Source organism: Vallitaleaceae bacterium 9-2, assembly GCA_038396585.1.
Classification (GTDB): Bacteria; Bacillota; Clostridia; order Lachnospirales; family Vallitaleaceae; genus UBA1351.
The window spans coordinates 2,516,885-2,532,566 of sequence record CP121691.1; the positions used below are offsets into that span (position 1 = coordinate 2,516,885).

Annotated in this window: 18 protein-coding genes; 7 read left to right on the top strand and 11 right to left on the bottom strand. The window is 37.1% G+C overall.

All coding sequences use genetic code 11. The features are described 5' to 3' along the window. Positions 1 to 177 precede the first annotated feature (177 nt). Together QBE53_11790 and cobU are read right to left on the bottom strand one after the other, a co-directional pair. Positions 178 to 381, bottom strand: a complete 204-nt coding sequence (locus tag QBE53_11790; protein ID WZL80485.1) for a hypothetical protein — start codon at positions 379 to 381, stop codon at positions 178 to 180. Between the two features lie 99 nt (positions 382 to 480). After that, complete coding sequence (gene cobU / locus QBE53_11795; GenBank protein ID WZL80486.1) at positions 481 to 1,032, bottom strand: bifunctional adenosylcobinamide kinase/adenosylcobinamide-phosphate guanylyltransferase; 552 nt, start codon at positions 1,030 to 1,032, stop codon at positions 481 to 483. 173 nt (positions 1,033 to 1,205) lie between these two features. Here cobU and QBE53_11800 point away from each other — a divergent pair, with 173 nt between their 5' ends. Next, positions 1,206 to 2,696 carry a phosphomannomutase/phosphoglucomutase gene (locus QBE53_11800; GenBank protein WZL80487.1) on the top strand — a complete coding sequence of 497 codons (1,491 nt, stop codon included), beginning with the start codon at positions 1,206 to 1,208 and terminating at the stop codon, positions 2,694 to 2,696. On the opposite strand, the gene QBE53_11805 is transcribed toward QBE53_11800, so the two are convergent. After that, positions 2,693 to 3,571 carry a LysR family transcriptional regulator gene (locus QBE53_11805; protein ID WZL80488.1) on the bottom strand — a complete coding sequence of 293 codons (879 nt, stop codon included), beginning with the start codon at positions 3,569 to 3,571 and terminating at the stop codon, positions 2,693 to 2,695. The two genes, QBE53_11800 and QBE53_11805, sit on opposite strands and share 4 nt — an antisense overlap. Positions 3,572 to 3,715: 144 nt before the next feature. Between QBE53_11805 and leuC the strand changes: the two genes are divergently transcribed. Both leuC and leuD read left to right on the top strand, forming a co-directional pair. Continuing rightward, complete coding sequence (leuC, locus tag QBE53_11810; protein WZL80489.1) at positions 3,716 to 5,128, top strand: 3-isopropylmalate dehydratase large subunit; 1,413 nt, start codon at positions 3,716 to 3,718, stop codon at positions 5,126 to 5,128. An 11-nt stretch (positions 5,129 to 5,139) separates the two neighbouring features. Beyond that, complete coding sequence (leuD, locus tag QBE53_11815; protein WZL80490.1) at positions 5,140 to 5,736, top strand: 3-isopropylmalate dehydratase small subunit; 597 nt, start codon at positions 5,140 to 5,142, stop codon at positions 5,734 to 5,736. Positions 5,737 to 5,777: 41 nt separating this feature from the next. Here the strand turns inward: leuD and QBE53_11820 are convergent, their stop codons facing one another. The 7 genes from QBE53_11820 to QBE53_11850 form a co-directional block, all read right to left on the bottom strand. Next, positions 5,778 to 7,340, bottom strand: a complete 1,563-nt coding sequence (locus tag QBE53_11820) for a sensor histidine kinase (protein WZL80491.1) — start codon at positions 7,338 to 7,340, stop codon at positions 5,778 to 5,780. 32 nt (positions 7,341 to 7,372) lie between these two features. Continuing rightward, positions 7,373 to 8,149, bottom strand: a complete 777-nt coding sequence (locus QBE53_11825; protein ID WZL80492.1) for a response regulator — start codon at positions 8,147 to 8,149, stop codon at positions 7,373 to 7,375. Positions 8,150 to 8,157: 8 nt separating this feature from the next. Beyond that, positions 8,158 to 9,270 (bottom strand): bifunctional peptide-methionine (S)-S-oxide reductase MsrA/peptide-methionine (R)-S-oxide reductase MsrB, encoded by a 1,113-nt coding sequence (gene msrAB, locus QBE53_11830; protein ID WZL83303.1) that lies wholly within the window; start codon positions 9,268 to 9,270, stop codon positions 8,158 to 8,160. A 42-nt stretch (positions 9,271 to 9,312) separates the two neighbouring features. Continuing rightward, on the bottom strand, positions 9,313 to 9,888 hold the full coding sequence (locus QBE53_11835; GenBank protein WZL80493.1) for a redoxin family protein: 576 nt from the start codon (positions 9,886 to 9,888) through the stop codon (positions 9,313 to 9,315). A gap of 13 nt (positions 9,889 to 9,901) precedes the next feature. After that, positions 9,902 to 10,606: a cytochrome c biogenesis protein CcdA gene (locus QBE53_11840; GenBank protein ID WZL80494.1), complete on the bottom strand. Its 705-nt coding sequence runs from the start codon at positions 10,604 to 10,606 to the stop codon at positions 9,902 to 9,904. 173 nt (positions 10,607 to 10,779) lie between these two features. After that, positions 10,780 to 11,040, bottom strand: a complete 261-nt coding sequence (locus tag QBE53_11845; GenBank protein ID WZL80495.1) for a hypothetical protein — start codon at positions 11,038 to 11,040, stop codon at positions 10,780 to 10,782. Positions 11,041 to 11,113: 73 nt separating this feature from the next. Continuing rightward, positions 11,114 to 11,704, bottom strand: coding sequence for a DNA-3-methyladenine glycosylase (locus tag QBE53_11850; GenBank protein ID WZL80496.1), 591 nt, complete (start codon positions 11,702 to 11,704; stop codon positions 11,114 to 11,116). A 166-nt stretch (positions 11,705 to 11,870) separates the two neighbouring features. Here QBE53_11850 and QBE53_11855 point away from each other — a divergent pair, with 166 nt between their 5' ends. From QBE53_11855 to QBE53_11870, 4 genes are all read left to right on the top strand, one after another. Next, positions 11,871 to 12,476 carry a superoxide dismutase gene (locus QBE53_11855; GenBank protein ID WZL80497.1) on the top strand — a complete coding sequence of 202 codons (606 nt, stop codon included), beginning with the start codon at positions 11,871 to 11,873 and terminating at the stop codon, positions 12,474 to 12,476. A 177-nt stretch (positions 12,477 to 12,653) separates the two neighbouring features. Then, the gene (locus QBE53_11860; GenBank protein ID WZL80498.1) at positions 12,654 to 13,319 is read left to right on the top strand and encodes a hypothetical protein; all 666 of its coding nucleotides are present in this window, start codon (positions 12,654 to 12,656) and stop codon (positions 13,317 to 13,319) included. A 57-nt stretch (positions 13,320 to 13,376) separates the two neighbouring features. Beyond that, a complete protein-coding gene (locus QBE53_11865; protein WZL80499.1) occupies positions 13,377 to 14,393 on the top strand; it encodes an FAD-dependent oxidoreductase in 1,017 nt (338 codons plus the stop codon). Beyond that, a complete protein-coding gene (locus QBE53_11870; GenBank protein WZL80500.1) occupies positions 14,377 to 15,021 on the top strand; it encodes a thioredoxin family protein in 645 nt (214 codons plus the stop codon). Before QBE53_11865 ends, QBE53_11870 begins: the two co-directional genes overlap by 17 nt. A gap of 74 nt (positions 15,022 to 15,095) precedes the next feature. Here QBE53_11870 and QBE53_11875 read toward each other — a convergent pair whose 3' ends face one another. Continuing rightward, positions 15,096 to 15,668 carry a hypothetical protein gene (locus QBE53_11875; protein ID WZL80501.1) on the bottom strand — a complete coding sequence of 191 codons (573 nt, stop codon included), beginning with the start codon at positions 15,666 to 15,668 and terminating at the stop codon, positions 15,096 to 15,098. Positions 15,669 to 15,682 lie beyond the last annotated feature (14 nt).

Genomic DNA, 15,682 nt, shown 5'->3' on the forward strand with positions numbered 1-15,682 from the left:
TTTAGTATGATTCAAAAAATCATCCACAATGTAGTATAATGGCTTTATGTCCATAAATCAAGACATATTGTTTTCATAGGGAAACTTTTTTCACTTTTTAGCAGCACAAAAAAAGAACACAACTATACTCGCAATGGAATATAAATTCTGTTCTATTAATTCATAACATCATGTGTCTTAATTTAAAGCACTTTCACAATACATATTCATCCATATCCTAGACAACTCGTGATCCAGTTCTTCTTCAGTCAGCATTTCAATGAATTCTTCACATGAATGATCTAAAATCGTGTACATATAATCACCTTCATAAAAGATATCCACATTCAATTCATCATAAGCATATTCTACACGTTGTCGCATGTTTTTAAACGTTGGCATATCATCGCTCCCTTATCAACAATGATTATTTTATTAATAGCTTTATGATAGCATATACAATAGTAAATTACAATTACTTTTGCACCTGATTAAAAAAAATTAGGACTTTTTTCTTATGTACATAGGAATTCCACTAACCATTAAAATAACTTCATCGGCTTGACTAGCTAAAAATTGGTTTACCCGCCCCAAAACATCTGTGAACACACGTCCCAGCCGGTATTCTGAAATAAGCGCCATCCCTACTTCATTGGAGATAATGACTTGTCTTCCCGATTTTTTTTTCATGGCTTTGATGATTTCCTTAAAATATAGCAAAAGCTCCTTTTCCATTGCTTCTACTTGTTCTTCAGCTATGTTGTCCCAATCACTGTACTGATCAAACATCCAATTGGTAATAGTTGTCCCTACACAATCTAAAATACTACTGTCACACTCTGCGGCTTCAATAGATGCATCCATCTGCTTATATCCTTCAACTGTAGTATAGCGTTGACCTCTTCGGTTTTTGTGATGTTCTACCCGACGTGCCATTTCATCATCTGTTATCTTAGCAGTGGCAAGGTAGAGAACCTTCTTCTCGCTCTCAAGTAGCTGTTCTCCATAACTGCTTTTGCCACTACGCGTACCCCCTGTAATAAATGTTATCATAGTCTTTCACTCCTTCACATATGGTTTTCTCTATTCGTATTAAAAATTCTATGCTATAATCAGGTAACAGTTCTACACTGAGCATAGAACAATGCGACGGTGTCATCACAACATCCGACTATGTCGCATCATAAAATCAAAAATCTATATTTTATTATTTAATGGAGGTTATTATGTCATCCTATTTAAAGCTTCAAAATGGATCTGACGTTCGCGGCATTGCCCTTGAAGGTGTCCCTGGCGAATCTGTCAATCTAACACATATCGAAACATATCATATTGCCATCTCTTTTGCCAACTGGTTATCCACAAAGTTAAACAAACCTGCTGATGCTTTGAAGATTTCTGTCGGCTGTGATTCAAGACTCAGTGCCAAAAGCCTAAAAAAGGGTATTTTTAGTGGATTGGCATCTTGTGGTGTCACTTCATATGATTGCGCAATCACGTCAACCCCTTCGGTTTTTATGAGTACCGTATTTGAAGAAAGTCAATTTGACGGCGGTATTATGATTACAGCCAGTCACCTTCCTTTCAACAAAAACGGGATGAAGTTTTTCACACGAGAAGGTGGATTAAACAAAACAGATATTCATACATTATTGTCATCTATTGTACCAAAAACCTATGTTGAAGACACCACTAAAGTCAAGCACTTTAATTTAATTGAACGCTACAGTGAACATATTGTACAACTGATTCGTGACGGCGTCAATGCAAGTGATTACAATCATCCTTTACAAGGTATGCATATTATTGTTGATGCCGGTAATGGCGCTGGCGGTTTCTTTGCCGAGCATGTCTTAAAACCTCTCGGTGCGCACACCGTTGGTAGTCAATTTTTGGATCCTGATGGTACGTTTCCTAACCATATCCCTAACCCCGAAGATGGACAAGCCATTGAATCAATCACCCAAGCCACATTAAAGACCAACGCAGATTTAGGTATTATCTTTGATACAGATGTTGACCGAGCGGCAGTCATTGACCATGAAGGACAAGCTATTAATCGTAATAAGCTTATTGCTCTTATGAGTGCAATAACACTTGCTGAGCATCCAGGTACAACCATCGTCACAGATTCTGTAACCTCTGATGGGTTAGAGACTTTTATCAACGAATTAGGTGGACATCATCATCGCTTCAAACGAGGTTATAAAAATGTTATTGATGAGTCGATTCGCTTAAATAATGAAGGAACACCTAGCCACCTAGCTATCGAAACATCAGGACATGGAGCCTTTAAAGATAACTACTTCTTAGATGATGGTGCATATATTGTTACAAAAATCCTCATCATCCTTGCCAAGCTTCGTAAGGAAAATAAAAATATATCCGATCTGATTGCTTCACTAGAAGAGCCACAGGATGCAACAGAAATCCGTCTTACTATTGATAATGAAGACTTTAAATCCTATGGTCAAAAAGTCTTAGATGACTTCATGGAATATGTCTCAACAAACGCACATTATACTTTAGTCTCACCCAACCATGAAGGCGTTCGTGCCAACTACGATTTTGACGGTGTCAAAGGTTGGATTCTCCTTCGCCTCTCTTTACATGATCCGGTTATCCCGATCAATATTGAGTCTACAACCGATAATGGTTGCGAGGTGGCTCGTAAAGACCTCTTTACTTTTTTAGAAGCTTATACCCAACTACATTAAAGAATCTTTTGATTCGTCATAAAATCAATAAATGTCTTTGATGCAATGGAAAGTGAATCGCCCTTTTTATAAAGCAAGCCAATACTTCTTGGTGATAAAGGTGGTTCAACTTTCCATTCAAAAAGACTTTTTTCTTCTAGTTCTTTCTGAACAAAGTCTTGGATAACTGCAGAGACCCCTAATCCAATTTTTGCAAACTCGATCAAAAACTCCATACTACTAATTTCAATGTCGACATTAACATTACCTTGGTACTTTACAAAATGTTCATCATAGTGTTGGCGTGTTGAATTTTTCTTTTCGAGAAGCAACAGAGGATATGTCTCTAAATCTTGAATAGAAAGTATAGGTTTAGGTGGTTTTATTTTTGCCACAAAGGTATCTTGAATTTCCATCAATTCATAATATCGATAGCGTTGACGATCCCCTACCTCACTTATAATCGCACAATCTATCTTTCCGCTTTCTAGAAGTTCCAGCGTCTCTGGACTCGTGCGATTGACAATCTCGATTTTTAGTTTAGGATATCGCTCATGAAAAGTTTTTAAATGTGGTATAAAATAATATTTGCACAAAATATTACTTATCCCTATACGCACACTTCCATAGGTTCTTCCCTTTAATTGACGAATACGTTTTTCTCCCAGTTCAAGCTGCTCAAATGCCTCCTTTACATAATCATACAGCACTTCCCCTTCACGTGTTAATATTACTCCTTTGGGATTACGGATAAACAACTGAACTTCTAGCTCATTTTCCAATGTTTTAATTGATTTTGTCACCGCAGGTTGAGAAACAAACAATGCTTTTGCTGCTTTTGAAATACTTCCATGTTCAACAACTTTATAAAAAACCTTATATTGTTCTGTTGTCATAACTCCTCCAATCTGTCATAACCTTAAGTTATACACTTTATAATATTTTATCATTTTATTTATATCTTTTTTTATTATACAATGGTTCTAAATCAATGTAAAGCCTTTGTCTAAAAAGGATTTATAAGGAAAGGATGAACGAATATGACTGGAAAAACACTCTATGAAAAAATATGGGCTAATCATCTCGTTGACCAAGAAGAAGGAAAACCCGGAATTATATATATTGACCTACACCTTGTACATGAGGTAACCTCCCCTCAAGCTTTTGAAGGATTACGCCTTGCAAATAGACGCGTTCGGCGTCCTGAACTTACTTTTGCAACGATGGACCACAATGTCCCTACCAAAGACCGCTATAACATTAAGGATCCTATCTCAAAAAAACAGATTGAAACATTAGAAGCCAACTGTGCTGAATTTGGTGTTACTTTGTTTGGGCTAAACAGTCCACATCAAGGTATCGTTCATGTTATCGGTCCTGAGCTTGGATTAACCCTTCCCGGAAAAACTATCGTCTGTGGAGACAGCCATACAGCCACACATGGTGCGTTTGGCGCACTTGCCTTTGGTATTGGAACCAGTGAAGTTGAACATGTCATGGCAACCCAGTGTCTTCAACAAAGTCAATCAAAAACAATGAATATCCGTCTTCTCGGTGAGTTGCCTCTAGGTGTCACTGCCAAAGACATTATCCTTGGAATTATCAGTCAATACGGTACGGATTTTGGTACAGGGTATGTCATGGAATTTACGGGCGAAGCAATAAAAAAGACAACCATGGAAGAGCGAATGACTATTTGCAACATGGCAATTGAAGCTGGTGCAAGAGCTGGACTTATTGCTCCGGACGAGACAACTTTTACCTATCTTAAAGAACGTGAATATGCACCAAAAGGTGAAGCTTTTGAACAAGCCGTCGAACAATGGAAGCTACTTGCCTCAGACGCTGATGCAACCTATGATGCTGTCATTGACTTTGATTTGAATATATTAGAGCCTCAAGTGACTTGGGGAACTTCCCCTTCTATGGGTGCAAGTATTAATGACTGTGTCCCCTATCCATCTGACTTTAGTACTAGTGATGAACAAAACTCATGTCAAAAAGCTTTGGATTACATGGGGCTTGAATCCGGAACGCCCATGGATGCAATTCCTATTGATGTTGTTTTTATCGGCTCATGTACCAATGGACGTATCGAAGACCTGCGCGCCGCCGCAACCGTAGCCAAAGGGCGAAAAGTTAATCAAAATGTTACGGCACTTGTTGTCCCTGGGTCGCAAAAAGTTAAGCTTGCTGCTGAAGCTGAAGGCTTGGACCAAATTTTTATTGAAGCTGGTTTTCAATGGCGTGAATCCGGCTGTAGCATGTGTCTTGCCATGAATCCTGATTACTTGCAACCTAAGGAACGATGTGCTTCAACATCGAACCGTAATTTTGAAGGACGCCAAGGACGTGGTGGTCGAACCCACTTAGTCTCTCCTGCGATGGCTGCAGCGGCTGCCATTGCAGGTCACTTTGTGGATGTAAGAGACCTTCGTCAACTGGACGCATAAAAAGGAGGACAATGATGAAACCATTTACAAAAACTACCGGATTGGTGCTACCTATTGACCGTACAAATATAGATACTGATGCTATTATTCCAAAACAATTTTTAAAACGCATTGAACGCAGTGGCTTTGGACAATTTTTATTCTATGAATTTCGCTATGATGAAAATGATCAACCCATTCCTCATTCTGTATTTAACCAAGAGCGCTACCAAGGTGCCTCTATTCTCATCTCACGAGCAAACTTTGGATGCGGTTCTTCCCGCGAACACGCGCCTTGGGCTTTAGAAGATTATGGATTTCGTGTCATTATAGCGCCAAGCTTTGCCGATATCTTTTTTAATAACTGTTTTAACAACGGCATCTTGCCTATTCGCTGTTCAAACGATACTATGGATATTATCTTTGAAAAAGTGGCCGCAACACCTGGATATATGCTGACTGTAGATTTAGAGGCACAAACTTTGTATGATTCAGAAGGTTTTAAAATACCTTTTGAGATCAATGCATTCCATAAAAATAAGCTTCTAAAAGGTCTTGATGATATTGGACTAACCTTATTAAAAGCTGATAAAATTGATGCTTATGAACATAACCATGCCATAGTTTAGTATTATAATTCCTCCAAAGAATATGCAAAGCAAGCGATTATTTACTTTCGCCCTTTGCATATTTTTAATGTAACGGTTGTTCCTATATTTTTTTTCGAATGGATGGATAATCCATAGTCTTGTCCACAAAACAGTTGGATACGACGTTCTACATTTTGAAGGCCTATGCCACCTAACTTCGTTTTATGCGATTTATCTTTTTCTGTTTCTTCTATTTGCTCGTCATATCCAATGCCATCATCGCTAATAAGAATTTGTATATAGTCATTATAGCTTTTTATGGTAATGTCAATTGTTCCTATCCCATCTTTATCTTTAATGCCATGGTAAATAGAGTTTTCAACAATCGGTTGCAAAATAATCTTAGGCACTAACACATCAAGAACCTCTTCATCTGCATGAACTGAATATTCAAGTTTATCTTGATAGCGTTGCTTTTGTATGTATAAATATTGTTGTACATGCTCAATCTCATCCCTTAACGTCGTAACTGCCTTACCTTGATTTAGCGATAGCCTAAAAAATCTTGCTAAGGATTTTGTAATGGCAATGACATCTTCTTTTTTGTTAAATTCAGCCATCCATACAATGGCATCTAATGTATTATATAAAAAATGGGGATTGATTTGGCTATACATGGCCCGCATTTCATGTTGATATATTTCTTGTTCACGTTGTTGAATTTCTTTGGTCAACCCTTTAAGAATCATGCTCGTGACAATCACAACCACAAATATAATGGATATACCTATAACGACCGTTTCAAGAACTTGTCTTCGTAAAACTAGTAATGCATCTAATGAAGACACAGCAACCAGCGTCCAATCTGTATTCGCCATTTTATATTGATTTATAAGTATTTCTGTCTTTTTTTGATAATTGCTCGTGTTTTCCATTAGCTCAACTAATGCTTTTCTTCGCTCCTCATCTTCATAGTATCTTTGGTCCTGATGAAAAACAACATCTTGGTTTGCATTCAGAATATACACAAATCCATCTTCTCCCAAGTGCAAATCCATTAAATACGTCTCTAATGCAGTATATGGAACATCAATAACCGCGACGCCAATATTGGCTCCTGTCGCATCAACAATTTCTTGACTCAAAGAAATCACCCACAAATCTTTATCCATGGAAAATTTTTGCATTCTTGCAGAAGTCAACGTCGGCATTGCATTATGCATCGCTTCAATGTACCAAGATTCCTCCATCATATCTTCTGACATGGACATATCCAGATTTTTTTCATTTGAAAAAAGTTTTCCATCTTTTGATATAAGAATAACCGACTGTAAGGACGTGTCTGATTCCATCAGATTATCAATGAGACGATGTATTCTTTCTTCATAAATCTTAGGTTCAAAAACCATGTTCTCCCCAAAGTATTCGATGACATCTTGATTCGTCCTAAGGCTGTCGGATATTCCTTTTAATTTTTCAATATAAATCTCTAGGTATTTTCCACTTTGATTGACGGCTGTTTCTGTTGACATGATGGATTCATTGACCAGTACATTTGACAAAGAATAGTATAGTACAAATCCAACCAGCACAACACTTGCTATGCCAAAAACTAGATAAATCAATGTGATTTTTCGCTTCATCTGTCATCACCTTCTATACATATTGTCTGTATTTACACTAATTTTCCCTTGTCTTTTTTTAGCATTTTTTTATAGCGATTGGGTGAATTACCATAGTGTTTTTTAAAAAGCGTCGAAAAGTAGTTTGCGTCACTAATCCCAACTTTATCCGCAATCTCATAGTTTTTTAGCTCGGTGGTCAGAAGATAAATTTTACTTTTTTCTAAACGTTCCCGAAGCAGGTATTCGCTAAAAGAAGTTCCAAATAGTTTTTTAAATAGAGTGCTTAAATAACTGTCGTTAAGGCCCATCATATCTGATAATCGCATCAAGGAAAACTCCGGATCACTGATATGTTCTTCAATGATGTTAATGATTTGCTTTTTATATCCTAGTGCGTCCTCTTCGTGATGATCAATTTTTTGGATGCTTTTATACACTTCTTTGACGGCTGCATCCTCGACTGTTTTTGCTATAAGTTTACCGATCACTTCCTGAACATCACTTTTGGATACCGGCTTTAGTACATAATCTTCTACGCCAATTTTTATCGCTTGTTTTGCATAATCAAAATAGTCATATCCAGTAATAATCGCTATTTTTATCCAAGGCCAAGTGGCCTTCACCTCTTTTGCGAAGTCAAGACCATTGACCTTTGGCATATTAATATCGCACAAAATAATATCCGGTTCTTCACGAGCAACGATTTCAAACCCTTGCTGTCCATTTTCCGCTTCAAAAATACTATCAATCCCGAGTTTTTTGTACGCAATCAGGGAGACAATCCCTTGACGAACCAAAGGCTCATCATCAATGACAAGTAGTTTCATAGAACACCTCATTTTTCAATCAAACCTATTAATTCGCCATAGCCTTCTTGTTCCATCTGCTCCAAGGCAACAAAGCGTATGGACGCCGAATTAATACAGTAGCGAAGACCGCCTTGCTCCTTCGGTCCATCTTCAAAGACATGACCCAAGTGGGAGTCTCCAACACGTGAACGTACTTCCACGCGTACCATATTAAAGCTTGTATCCGTTGTATAGTGAACCACTTCTTCTACAACCGGTTTTGTAAAGCTTGGCCATCCACAACCCGAGTCATATTTATCTGTCGATAAAAAGAGCGGTTCTCCGGTGACAACATCAACGTATAGTCCCGGTTCATAATTATCATAATATGCATTTGAAAATGCATACTCTGTGTTGTTTTTTTGTGTGACCTCATATTGAATCTCGGTTAATTGCTCTCGTAAAACCGCATCACTTGGTTTAGAATAATCCTCTGGATTAATAAATACAACGTCTTCTTCAAGTTTTTTCATATCTACATGACAATATCCGTTGGGATTCTTTTTTAAATAGTCTTGATGATATTCTTCCGCCAAATAAAAATTGTCTAAGGGCAGATTTTCAACAACAATTGCTTTGGTATATTTTTTTTGTTCTAAGTCTTGTAGTTTTTCAATGATTGGTCGATCTTCTACTCTACTATAGTATATACCAGTTCGATATTGATTGCCAACATCATTTCCCTGACGATTAAGACTTGTTGGATCAATAATTTTATAAAAATATCCAATCAATTGTTCCAAGGATATTTGTGTTTCATCATACACCACTTTAACCGTTTCCGCATGTCCTGTTTTACGATAGATTACATCCTCATATGATGGATTTTCTGTGGTGCCGTTCGCATATCCACTAACAGCATCATGTACTCCTTCAATGCGGGAAAAATATTCTTCTACTCCCCAAAAACATCCTCCGGCAAAGTAGATGGTTTGCAGATTTTTCTCTTTACCAAGGGCTGTATATATATTTGAATTCACCTCTGATACTTTCATGACTTCTGGTGCATTTGTCATCTCGTCTGAATCAGGCTGCCCTACACATCCTGCCGCAATAAGACCTATGACCATAAGTACGATTAACAAACTGTTTGTTTTCATCATATCACATCCTTTATTCTTCTATGCACTAAAAAACATTTTCTAATAAAATGTAGCTACTTTTTCTATGATTTCCTCATTGGATTTGTGCCCTGGTAATGCTTCTATAATTTTTCCATCGCTCCCTATAAAAACGGATGTTGGAAATGCGCGAACATTCAATTCTTTTCCAAGTTCTGCCTCTGTATCAATAAGTACAGTTATATGCTCATACTCAAGTCCCTCAAACCATTCTCTAAAGTCTTGTTCCGACTGTTCTCCATTAGCTCCTGGAGTTACAACAGTAAACACCTTAAACTCTGTATCCATATTGCTTAACGCATCAATTTCTGATAGACCCGCTAAACATATCGAACACCATGATGCCCAGTATTTCATATAGATTTTTTCACCTTCTAAATCTGACAATCGGTAGGTATTGCCTTGAAGGTCCTTAAGTTCAAACTCCGGCGCCATAACGCCTGAATTTTTTTCTACCATTGCGTTATCCTCTATCATGACTGATTCTGCATCCATGTTCTCGACTGTCTCTGTAGCTTCTTGTACAGGTGCACAAGAGACTGTCACCATTGTTACAAGTATGATACTTGCTATCGTTTTATACATTGATTTTTTCATTTTATATTCCTCCTTAACGTAATAGGTTTTCCACCCATCGAACGATGACCATCAAATTATTTGTCATTAAAACAAGTCCCATAAAAATAATCAAAACACCTCCTGCAATACGGATTTTTTCTGTATGTTTATATAGCGCTTTGACCCGTTTTAAAAGAACATCTGAAAAAATTGCCACCAGCATAAATGGAATCATCAATCCAACAGAATATATAAACATAAGTAATCCTCCATACAGTGCACTGCCTTCACTTGCGGATAATCCAAGTACCGCTACAAGTACTGGTCCGACACATGGTGTCCAGCCAAAGCTAAAGGTTAACCCCAGCAGATATGCCCCTAAGAAGTCGGCTTTTGCAGAACGCGTCAGATGAAGTTTCTTTTCTCGATTCAGCCGTTGTATCTTTAATAGTCCCACTTGATGCAATCCTAAAATAACAACGATGCCACCTGCAATACGGATAAAACCATCACTATATAACAAACTACCAAGTGCTCCTGCTCCAAACCCCAGCAGTACAAATGCCGTTGATAGGCCTAGAACAAAGATAGCTGCCTTGAGCATCGGCTTTGAAACTATTTTCCATTTGTATGTTTTCTCATCCGGATTGGCTTCAGCAAAATAGCCGATGTATACAGGGATAATAGGCAAAATACATGGATTAAAAAAAGACAATACTCCTGCGATAAACACGGTACTCATATATAAGCTTTCCATTAATTCTCACATCCTTTTTCGGTTTGGTATATTTTAATTATAGCTTTCCCTCTATGTTTTTGATATAGATTCTCATTGCTATTTTCTTTAATCTCATTAGATACTCTACTGATTGTACAAAAAAAGCCATCCCTCGTACGAGGGATGGCTTTTAATAATACTATATGTCTTAATTAATAACTTGAAAATCCTGCCGCAATCGCAGCACCAAATAATATAAACACAACTATTTGAAGAACAATAAGTATTACAGTGAAAATCAATGAAGCTTTAAAGAAGTTTGCTTTACATGTAGGTGTTCCGCTACCAAATGCCCATACAAACATCATAATAATGTTTACAATAGGAATAATCATAATGATCATTGAAAGAAACCATTCTCCAACAGTTACCTCTTGATGTTGAGCTCCATTATAATGTTGCTGATTGTCCATATTAAATACCTCCTTATATTTGTTCTATCATTATACAACATTAGAATGCAATTTTCTACTTTTTGTTTATTATTCATCGTGATAAAAATGGATGCCCTTTAATATAAAACCTCCACGGAACATCTTTATATTCTTGTGCATAGTCAATATTTATCCGTGGCCCTGAACACACTTCTACTTTCGATTGCTCAAGCTCAACTACATATAGCTGTGTCCCCAAAATCATATTGCTCCCATTTAAAGACTTATCTACACCAAGCGCTTGACACAGTTTCCCTGGTCCATTAGTTAAATCTTCAAGCTTATTTGATTTTATTTTTCTATTTTCTTGAATATATTCTAATCCTTCTAGCGGTTCTACCGCTCGAATAAGCACCGCTTCCGGTTTATCTTTTTTGGCTGCTACTACATTTAAACAATAATACATCCCATAAATAAGATAAATATACGCATGTCCCCCTTCTAAAAACATTGTCTCTGTTCGCTTTGTACGCTTATTATTATACGCATGGCACCCTTTATCTTCCGGTCCAATATATGCTTCGGTTTCAACAATTCGAGTAATAATTGTCCGCCCATCCATTTCTCGAACCAACCCTTTTCCTATAAGCTCCTTGGCCAACGTTAAAGCATCTTGTAAAAAAAACTCTTGCTCCAGTCGCATACAATCCCTCCTTTGCATTTATCCTACCTATAAATACTTTTTTTTGCAAGGAAACTTTTATGACACCCTTGCATTTCCAATTAATGTATGTTATCATTCTTTTATGATATTGATTATCATTTTCATATAATATATTACTCACATTTCATTAAAGGAGGAAATAACTATGAACTTTGAATTACCTAAATTAAACTATGCATACGATGCATTAGAACCTCACATTGACAAAGCAACTATGGAAATCCATCATAGCAAGCACCATGCAGGTTATACAAATAACTTGAATGCGGCTCTTGAAGGAAAGAATATAGATAAAAATATAGAAGAACTGTTAACCTCAATTCCATCACTTCCAAGCGATATTCAAACAGCCGTTATCAATAATGGTGGCGGATATTATAACCATAAGATTTTTTGGGAGATTATCGGTCCAAATGGTGGCGGCGAACCTAAGGGAGCCTTAAAAGAAGCAATTAATGCTACATTTGGTTCCTTTGAAGCCTTTAAAGACCAGTTTTCTAAAGCTGCTGCAACGCGTTTTGGTTCTGGATGGGCTTGGCTTACTTTTGCTAACGGTCAATTAGAGATTTCCTCTACGCCTAATCAAGACTCCCCTATTTCCGAAGGAAAAGAGGTCATTCTTGGTCTGGATGTCTGGGAACATGCATATTATCTAAATTATCAAAACCGTCGTCCAGATTATATTAAGGCTTTTTGGAACGTTATCAATTGGGACGCCGTTGAACGTCGTTATGAAGATGCTATAAAGTAGTATTAATCCTTTACCCCTCACCTAAAATATGAGGGGTATTTTATGTCACAGCTTATTAAACTATGAACATTCTGTAAATATTTGGGGACGGTACTTGAATTTTCTTTTATCTTCGTGTATGCTATAGATAATCCATAAACAAAGAGGCTAAATAAAGTATGCACAAGGGGTGATGACATGGCAAGAACAGCACGAATTAAAGATGAATTTGGACGTTATTATATTAAACAACATGGCGGTCATAGCCGTTGTCTCTTTCAAACAGATGCAGATCGGTTACGGTTTGCCGATATCCTTAATGCATGTCAGGCAAAATACGGTTTCTTACTCCATGGATATTGTTTAAGTTCGGATAATACTTATGAACTTGTCGTTGATGTAAACGGCGGAGATATATCAAAGATTATGAAAAGCATCAACATCTCCTACGCTATGTATACAAAATGTGAAGGACAATTGTTTAAAGATCGCTTCAAAAGTGAACTTATTGCCTCAGATGAAGATTTATCAAAAATTAAACTAAAGTTTAAACAGCGTCAAAACCATTTGGAGGGTAGACAGTTTACCGTATGTTTTGATAATACCCAAAGTACACCAAAGGAATTAACCTCATTTTATTTTGAGGATTGTCAAAATTGTATTCGTTCCTTTGATTTAGCAAAAGACAAGCTTCAAACCATTACTATCGACCGAGGATTGTCCATAGATGAATTACTTAGAGACAAACCTTTACGCAACGAACTCATTCGTTTATTTAGAAAACATTCAACATTATCATTAAAACAATTAGGACAGCTTTTTGGCAATCTATCTGAATCAACAATTAGCAAATTGTTAAAGTAACTTACAAAATGTGTATACGTCGGAATTCAAGTTCCGTCACCATAAGGAGGCAAAATTATGACATCAAATTTCCAGTTTAACTTTGAGGGTTTTAGTACAAACAAACCTCAAATCAATGAAGATACTCTCTATGATTTTTTGATTATTGGCGGTGGTCCTGCAGGTCTTAACGCTGCGCTTTATGCAAAACGCAAAGGACTTGAGACTGCAATTATCACCAAACAAATCGGTGGACAGATTGTAAATACCTCTACCGTCGAAAATTACCTAGGCACACAAAAAGCTACTGGCGAAGAGTTAGTCAATGAATTCAAGTCCCATGTTCTTGAGCTGGAAGTACCTATCGCTGAATATAACGAAGTCGTTGAAATCATTCCCGGTACCTCTTCTCACAAAGTAGTTTTGGCTGATGGGCAAGTAATTCACGGGCGCACTCTTTTATTAGCTACTGGGACAAATCATCGAAAATTAAATGTTCCAGGTGAAGAACGGCTAGCAGGTCGTGGTGTTGCTTATTGCGCCATATGTGATGCTCCTCTATACAAAAACAAAAATGTTATTATTGCAGGTGGTGGTAACTCAGCTGTTGAAGCTGCACTGGACTTATCCAAAGTTGCCAACCACGTAACATTGGTTCATCGTAGCCAGTTTCGTGCCGATAAGATTCTTGTCGATGAACTCTATCAAAATGACAAAATTGATATTCACCTTGAGACACAAATATTAAGCATTGAAGGCGAAGACTTTTTGAGCCATCTTCATGTTCTTGACAAAAACACTCAGCGTGAATTCGACATCGCCGGTGATGGTGTCTTTATTGAAATTGGGGTCGTTCCAAATAGTCAGTTGTTTATTGACCTTGTTGATATGAATGCATCCGGTGAAATTATTGTCGACGAAAAAGGACAGACCAATGTTCCAGGAATCTTTGCCGCCGGTGATTTAACAACCGTCAGCTACAAACAGATTATAATTGCAGCAAGTGATGGTGCTAAAACAGCTTTAGCCGCCAATGATTATATAAACCTATTAAACGCAAAAGAAAGGATGACTACTTATGAAAATGTTAAATAATGAACTTCAACAACAATTAAGAGAGGTATTTTCTCAACTACAAAACAAAGTGACTATCGCCTTATTTACTGATCAAAATGACTGCTCTACATGTAAAGAGACCAAAGAGTTTATGGAGGAGCTCCTCCCTTTAAGTGATAAATTAGAACTAAAAAATTATGACATCGATAATGACAGCAAATTGGCTCAAGAATATGATGTAAAAATGGTTCCAAGTATTGTTTTACTTGATCAAGAGGGTAACTACAAACGTATTAAATTCAATGGGATTCCTGCCGGACATGAAATCAACTCATTTATTCCTGCACTTATTGAAGTCTCTGGAGCACAAAGTGCACTACCTGAAGAAATGACAAAGGCAATCATGGCCATTAATAAGCCTGTTGATATCAAAGTATTTATCACTCTTGGTTGTCCACATTGTCCGGGTGCTGTACAAAAAGCTCACAAGTTAGCGCTGATGAATGAAAATATACATGCAGAAATGATTGAAGCTCAAACCTTTAATGAACTGTCAAATAAATATAATGTATCCGGCGTTCCAAAAATTGTCATCAACGATACTCATGAGCTCGTAGGTAATCAACCTATTGAAGCTTTCTTAGAAAAAATCGAAAATATCGCATAACAATAGACACCTAGGCTTCCCTCCAACTTTTAGACCTAAAAAATCTAAAAATTGGGGGACAAGTCACTAGGTGTCTATTTGTTTAAATTATAGTCAGTATAAAAATGCTGCATATATAAAGAATCGATGAGCTCATACTTAAATAAATTGGTCCCTTGAACACTTGTTATCTCACCTTGGTTAAATCGGTCTAGAAGTTCTTCAATAGGTATTAGACTTTCAATACCAATCATATAGTCATAGTAGCAAAGAAGCTGCTCAAACACATCATAATCTATGGTACCTTTGTCAAAATAAAATGCCAGGTTGACCTCTTCTTTTTTTTCTGATTTTCCCATGGGTACGCCAAACATTTTTTTCTGCTTGTCTACATATTTATGACGCATGCTATTGGGAATATCTTTATTGACAAATAAACTTATGATACTATTTTGTCCATCTCTTGAGCCAAGCGGCAACTTATCTCGATCACTATTCATCTCAGCCGTTCCTAGTAACTCTGTATCCAGAACAACGAACATGTCATGTGATGCATTGATTTGTTGCAAGATTAAAAACCGTTCCGCTTTGACATCTTTGACACGAGAATACTCCACAATGTACTTTCCTTCTTTTTTACGGTATCTGACCTTTACCTTTTTGTCCATATCACCAAATCCTT

Bases quoted from the DNA above. Each gene is read 5' to 3' on its own strand.
- QBE53_11790 (WZL80485.1), bottom strand. From the start codon at position 381: ATGCCAACGTTTAAAAACATGCGACAACGTGTAGAATATGCTTATGAT.
- cobU (WZL80486.1), bottom strand. From the start codon at position 1,032: ATGATAACATTTATTACAGGGGGTACGCGTAGTGGCAAAAGCAGTTAT.
- QBE53_11800 (WZL80487.1), top strand. From the start codon at position 1,206: ATGTCATCCTATTTAAAGCTTCAAAATGGATCTGACGTTCGCGGCATT.
- QBE53_11805 (WZL80488.1), bottom strand. From the start codon at position 3,571: ATGACAACAGAACAATATAAGGTTTTTTATAAAGTTGTTGAACATGGA.
- leuC (WZL80489.1), top strand. From the start codon at position 3,716: ATGACTGGAAAAACACTCTATGAAAAAATATGGGCTAATCATCTCGTT.
- leuD (WZL80490.1), top strand. From the start codon at position 5,140: ATGATGAAACCATTTACAAAAACTACCGGATTGGTGCTACCTATTGAC.
- QBE53_11820 (WZL80491.1), bottom strand. From the start codon at position 7,340: ATGAAGCGAAAAATCACATTGATTTATCTAGTTTTTGGCATAGCAAGT.
- QBE53_11825 (WZL80492.1), bottom strand. From the start codon at position 8,149: ATGAAACTACTTGTCATTGATGATGAGCCTTTGGTTCGTCAAGGGATT.
- msrAB (WZL83303.1), bottom strand. From the start codon at position 9,270: ATGAAAACAAACAGTTTGTTAATCGTACTTATGGTCATAGGTCTTATT.
- QBE53_11835 (WZL80493.1), bottom strand. From the start codon at position 9,888: ATGAAAAAATCAATGTATAAAACGATAGCAAGTATCATACTTGTAACA.
- QBE53_11840 (WZL80494.1), bottom strand. From the start codon at position 10,606: ATGGAAAGCTTATATATGAGTACCGTGTTTATCGCAGGAGTATTGTCT.
- QBE53_11845 (WZL80495.1), bottom strand. From the start codon at position 11,040: ATGGACAATCAGCAACATTATAATGGAGCTCAACATCAAGAGGTAACT.
- QBE53_11850 (WZL80496.1), bottom strand. From the start codon at position 11,704: ATGCGACTGGAGCAAGAGTTTTTTTTACAAGATGCTTTAACGTTGGCC.
- QBE53_11855 (WZL80497.1), top strand. From the start codon at position 11,871: ATGAACTTTGAATTACCTAAATTAAACTATGCATACGATGCATTAGAA.
- QBE53_11860 (WZL80498.1), top strand. From the start codon at position 12,654: ATGGCAAGAACAGCACGAATTAAAGATGAATTTGGACGTTATTATATT.
- QBE53_11865 (WZL80499.1), top strand. From the start codon at position 13,377: ATGACATCAAATTTCCAGTTTAACTTTGAGGGTTTTAGTACAAACAAA.
- QBE53_11870 (WZL80500.1), top strand. From the start codon at position 14,377: ATGAAAATGTTAAATAATGAACTTCAACAACAATTAAGAGAGGTATTT.
- QBE53_11875 (WZL80501.1), bottom strand. From the start codon at position 15,668: ATGGACAAAAAGGTAAAGGTCAGATACCGTAAAAAAGAAGGAAAGTAC.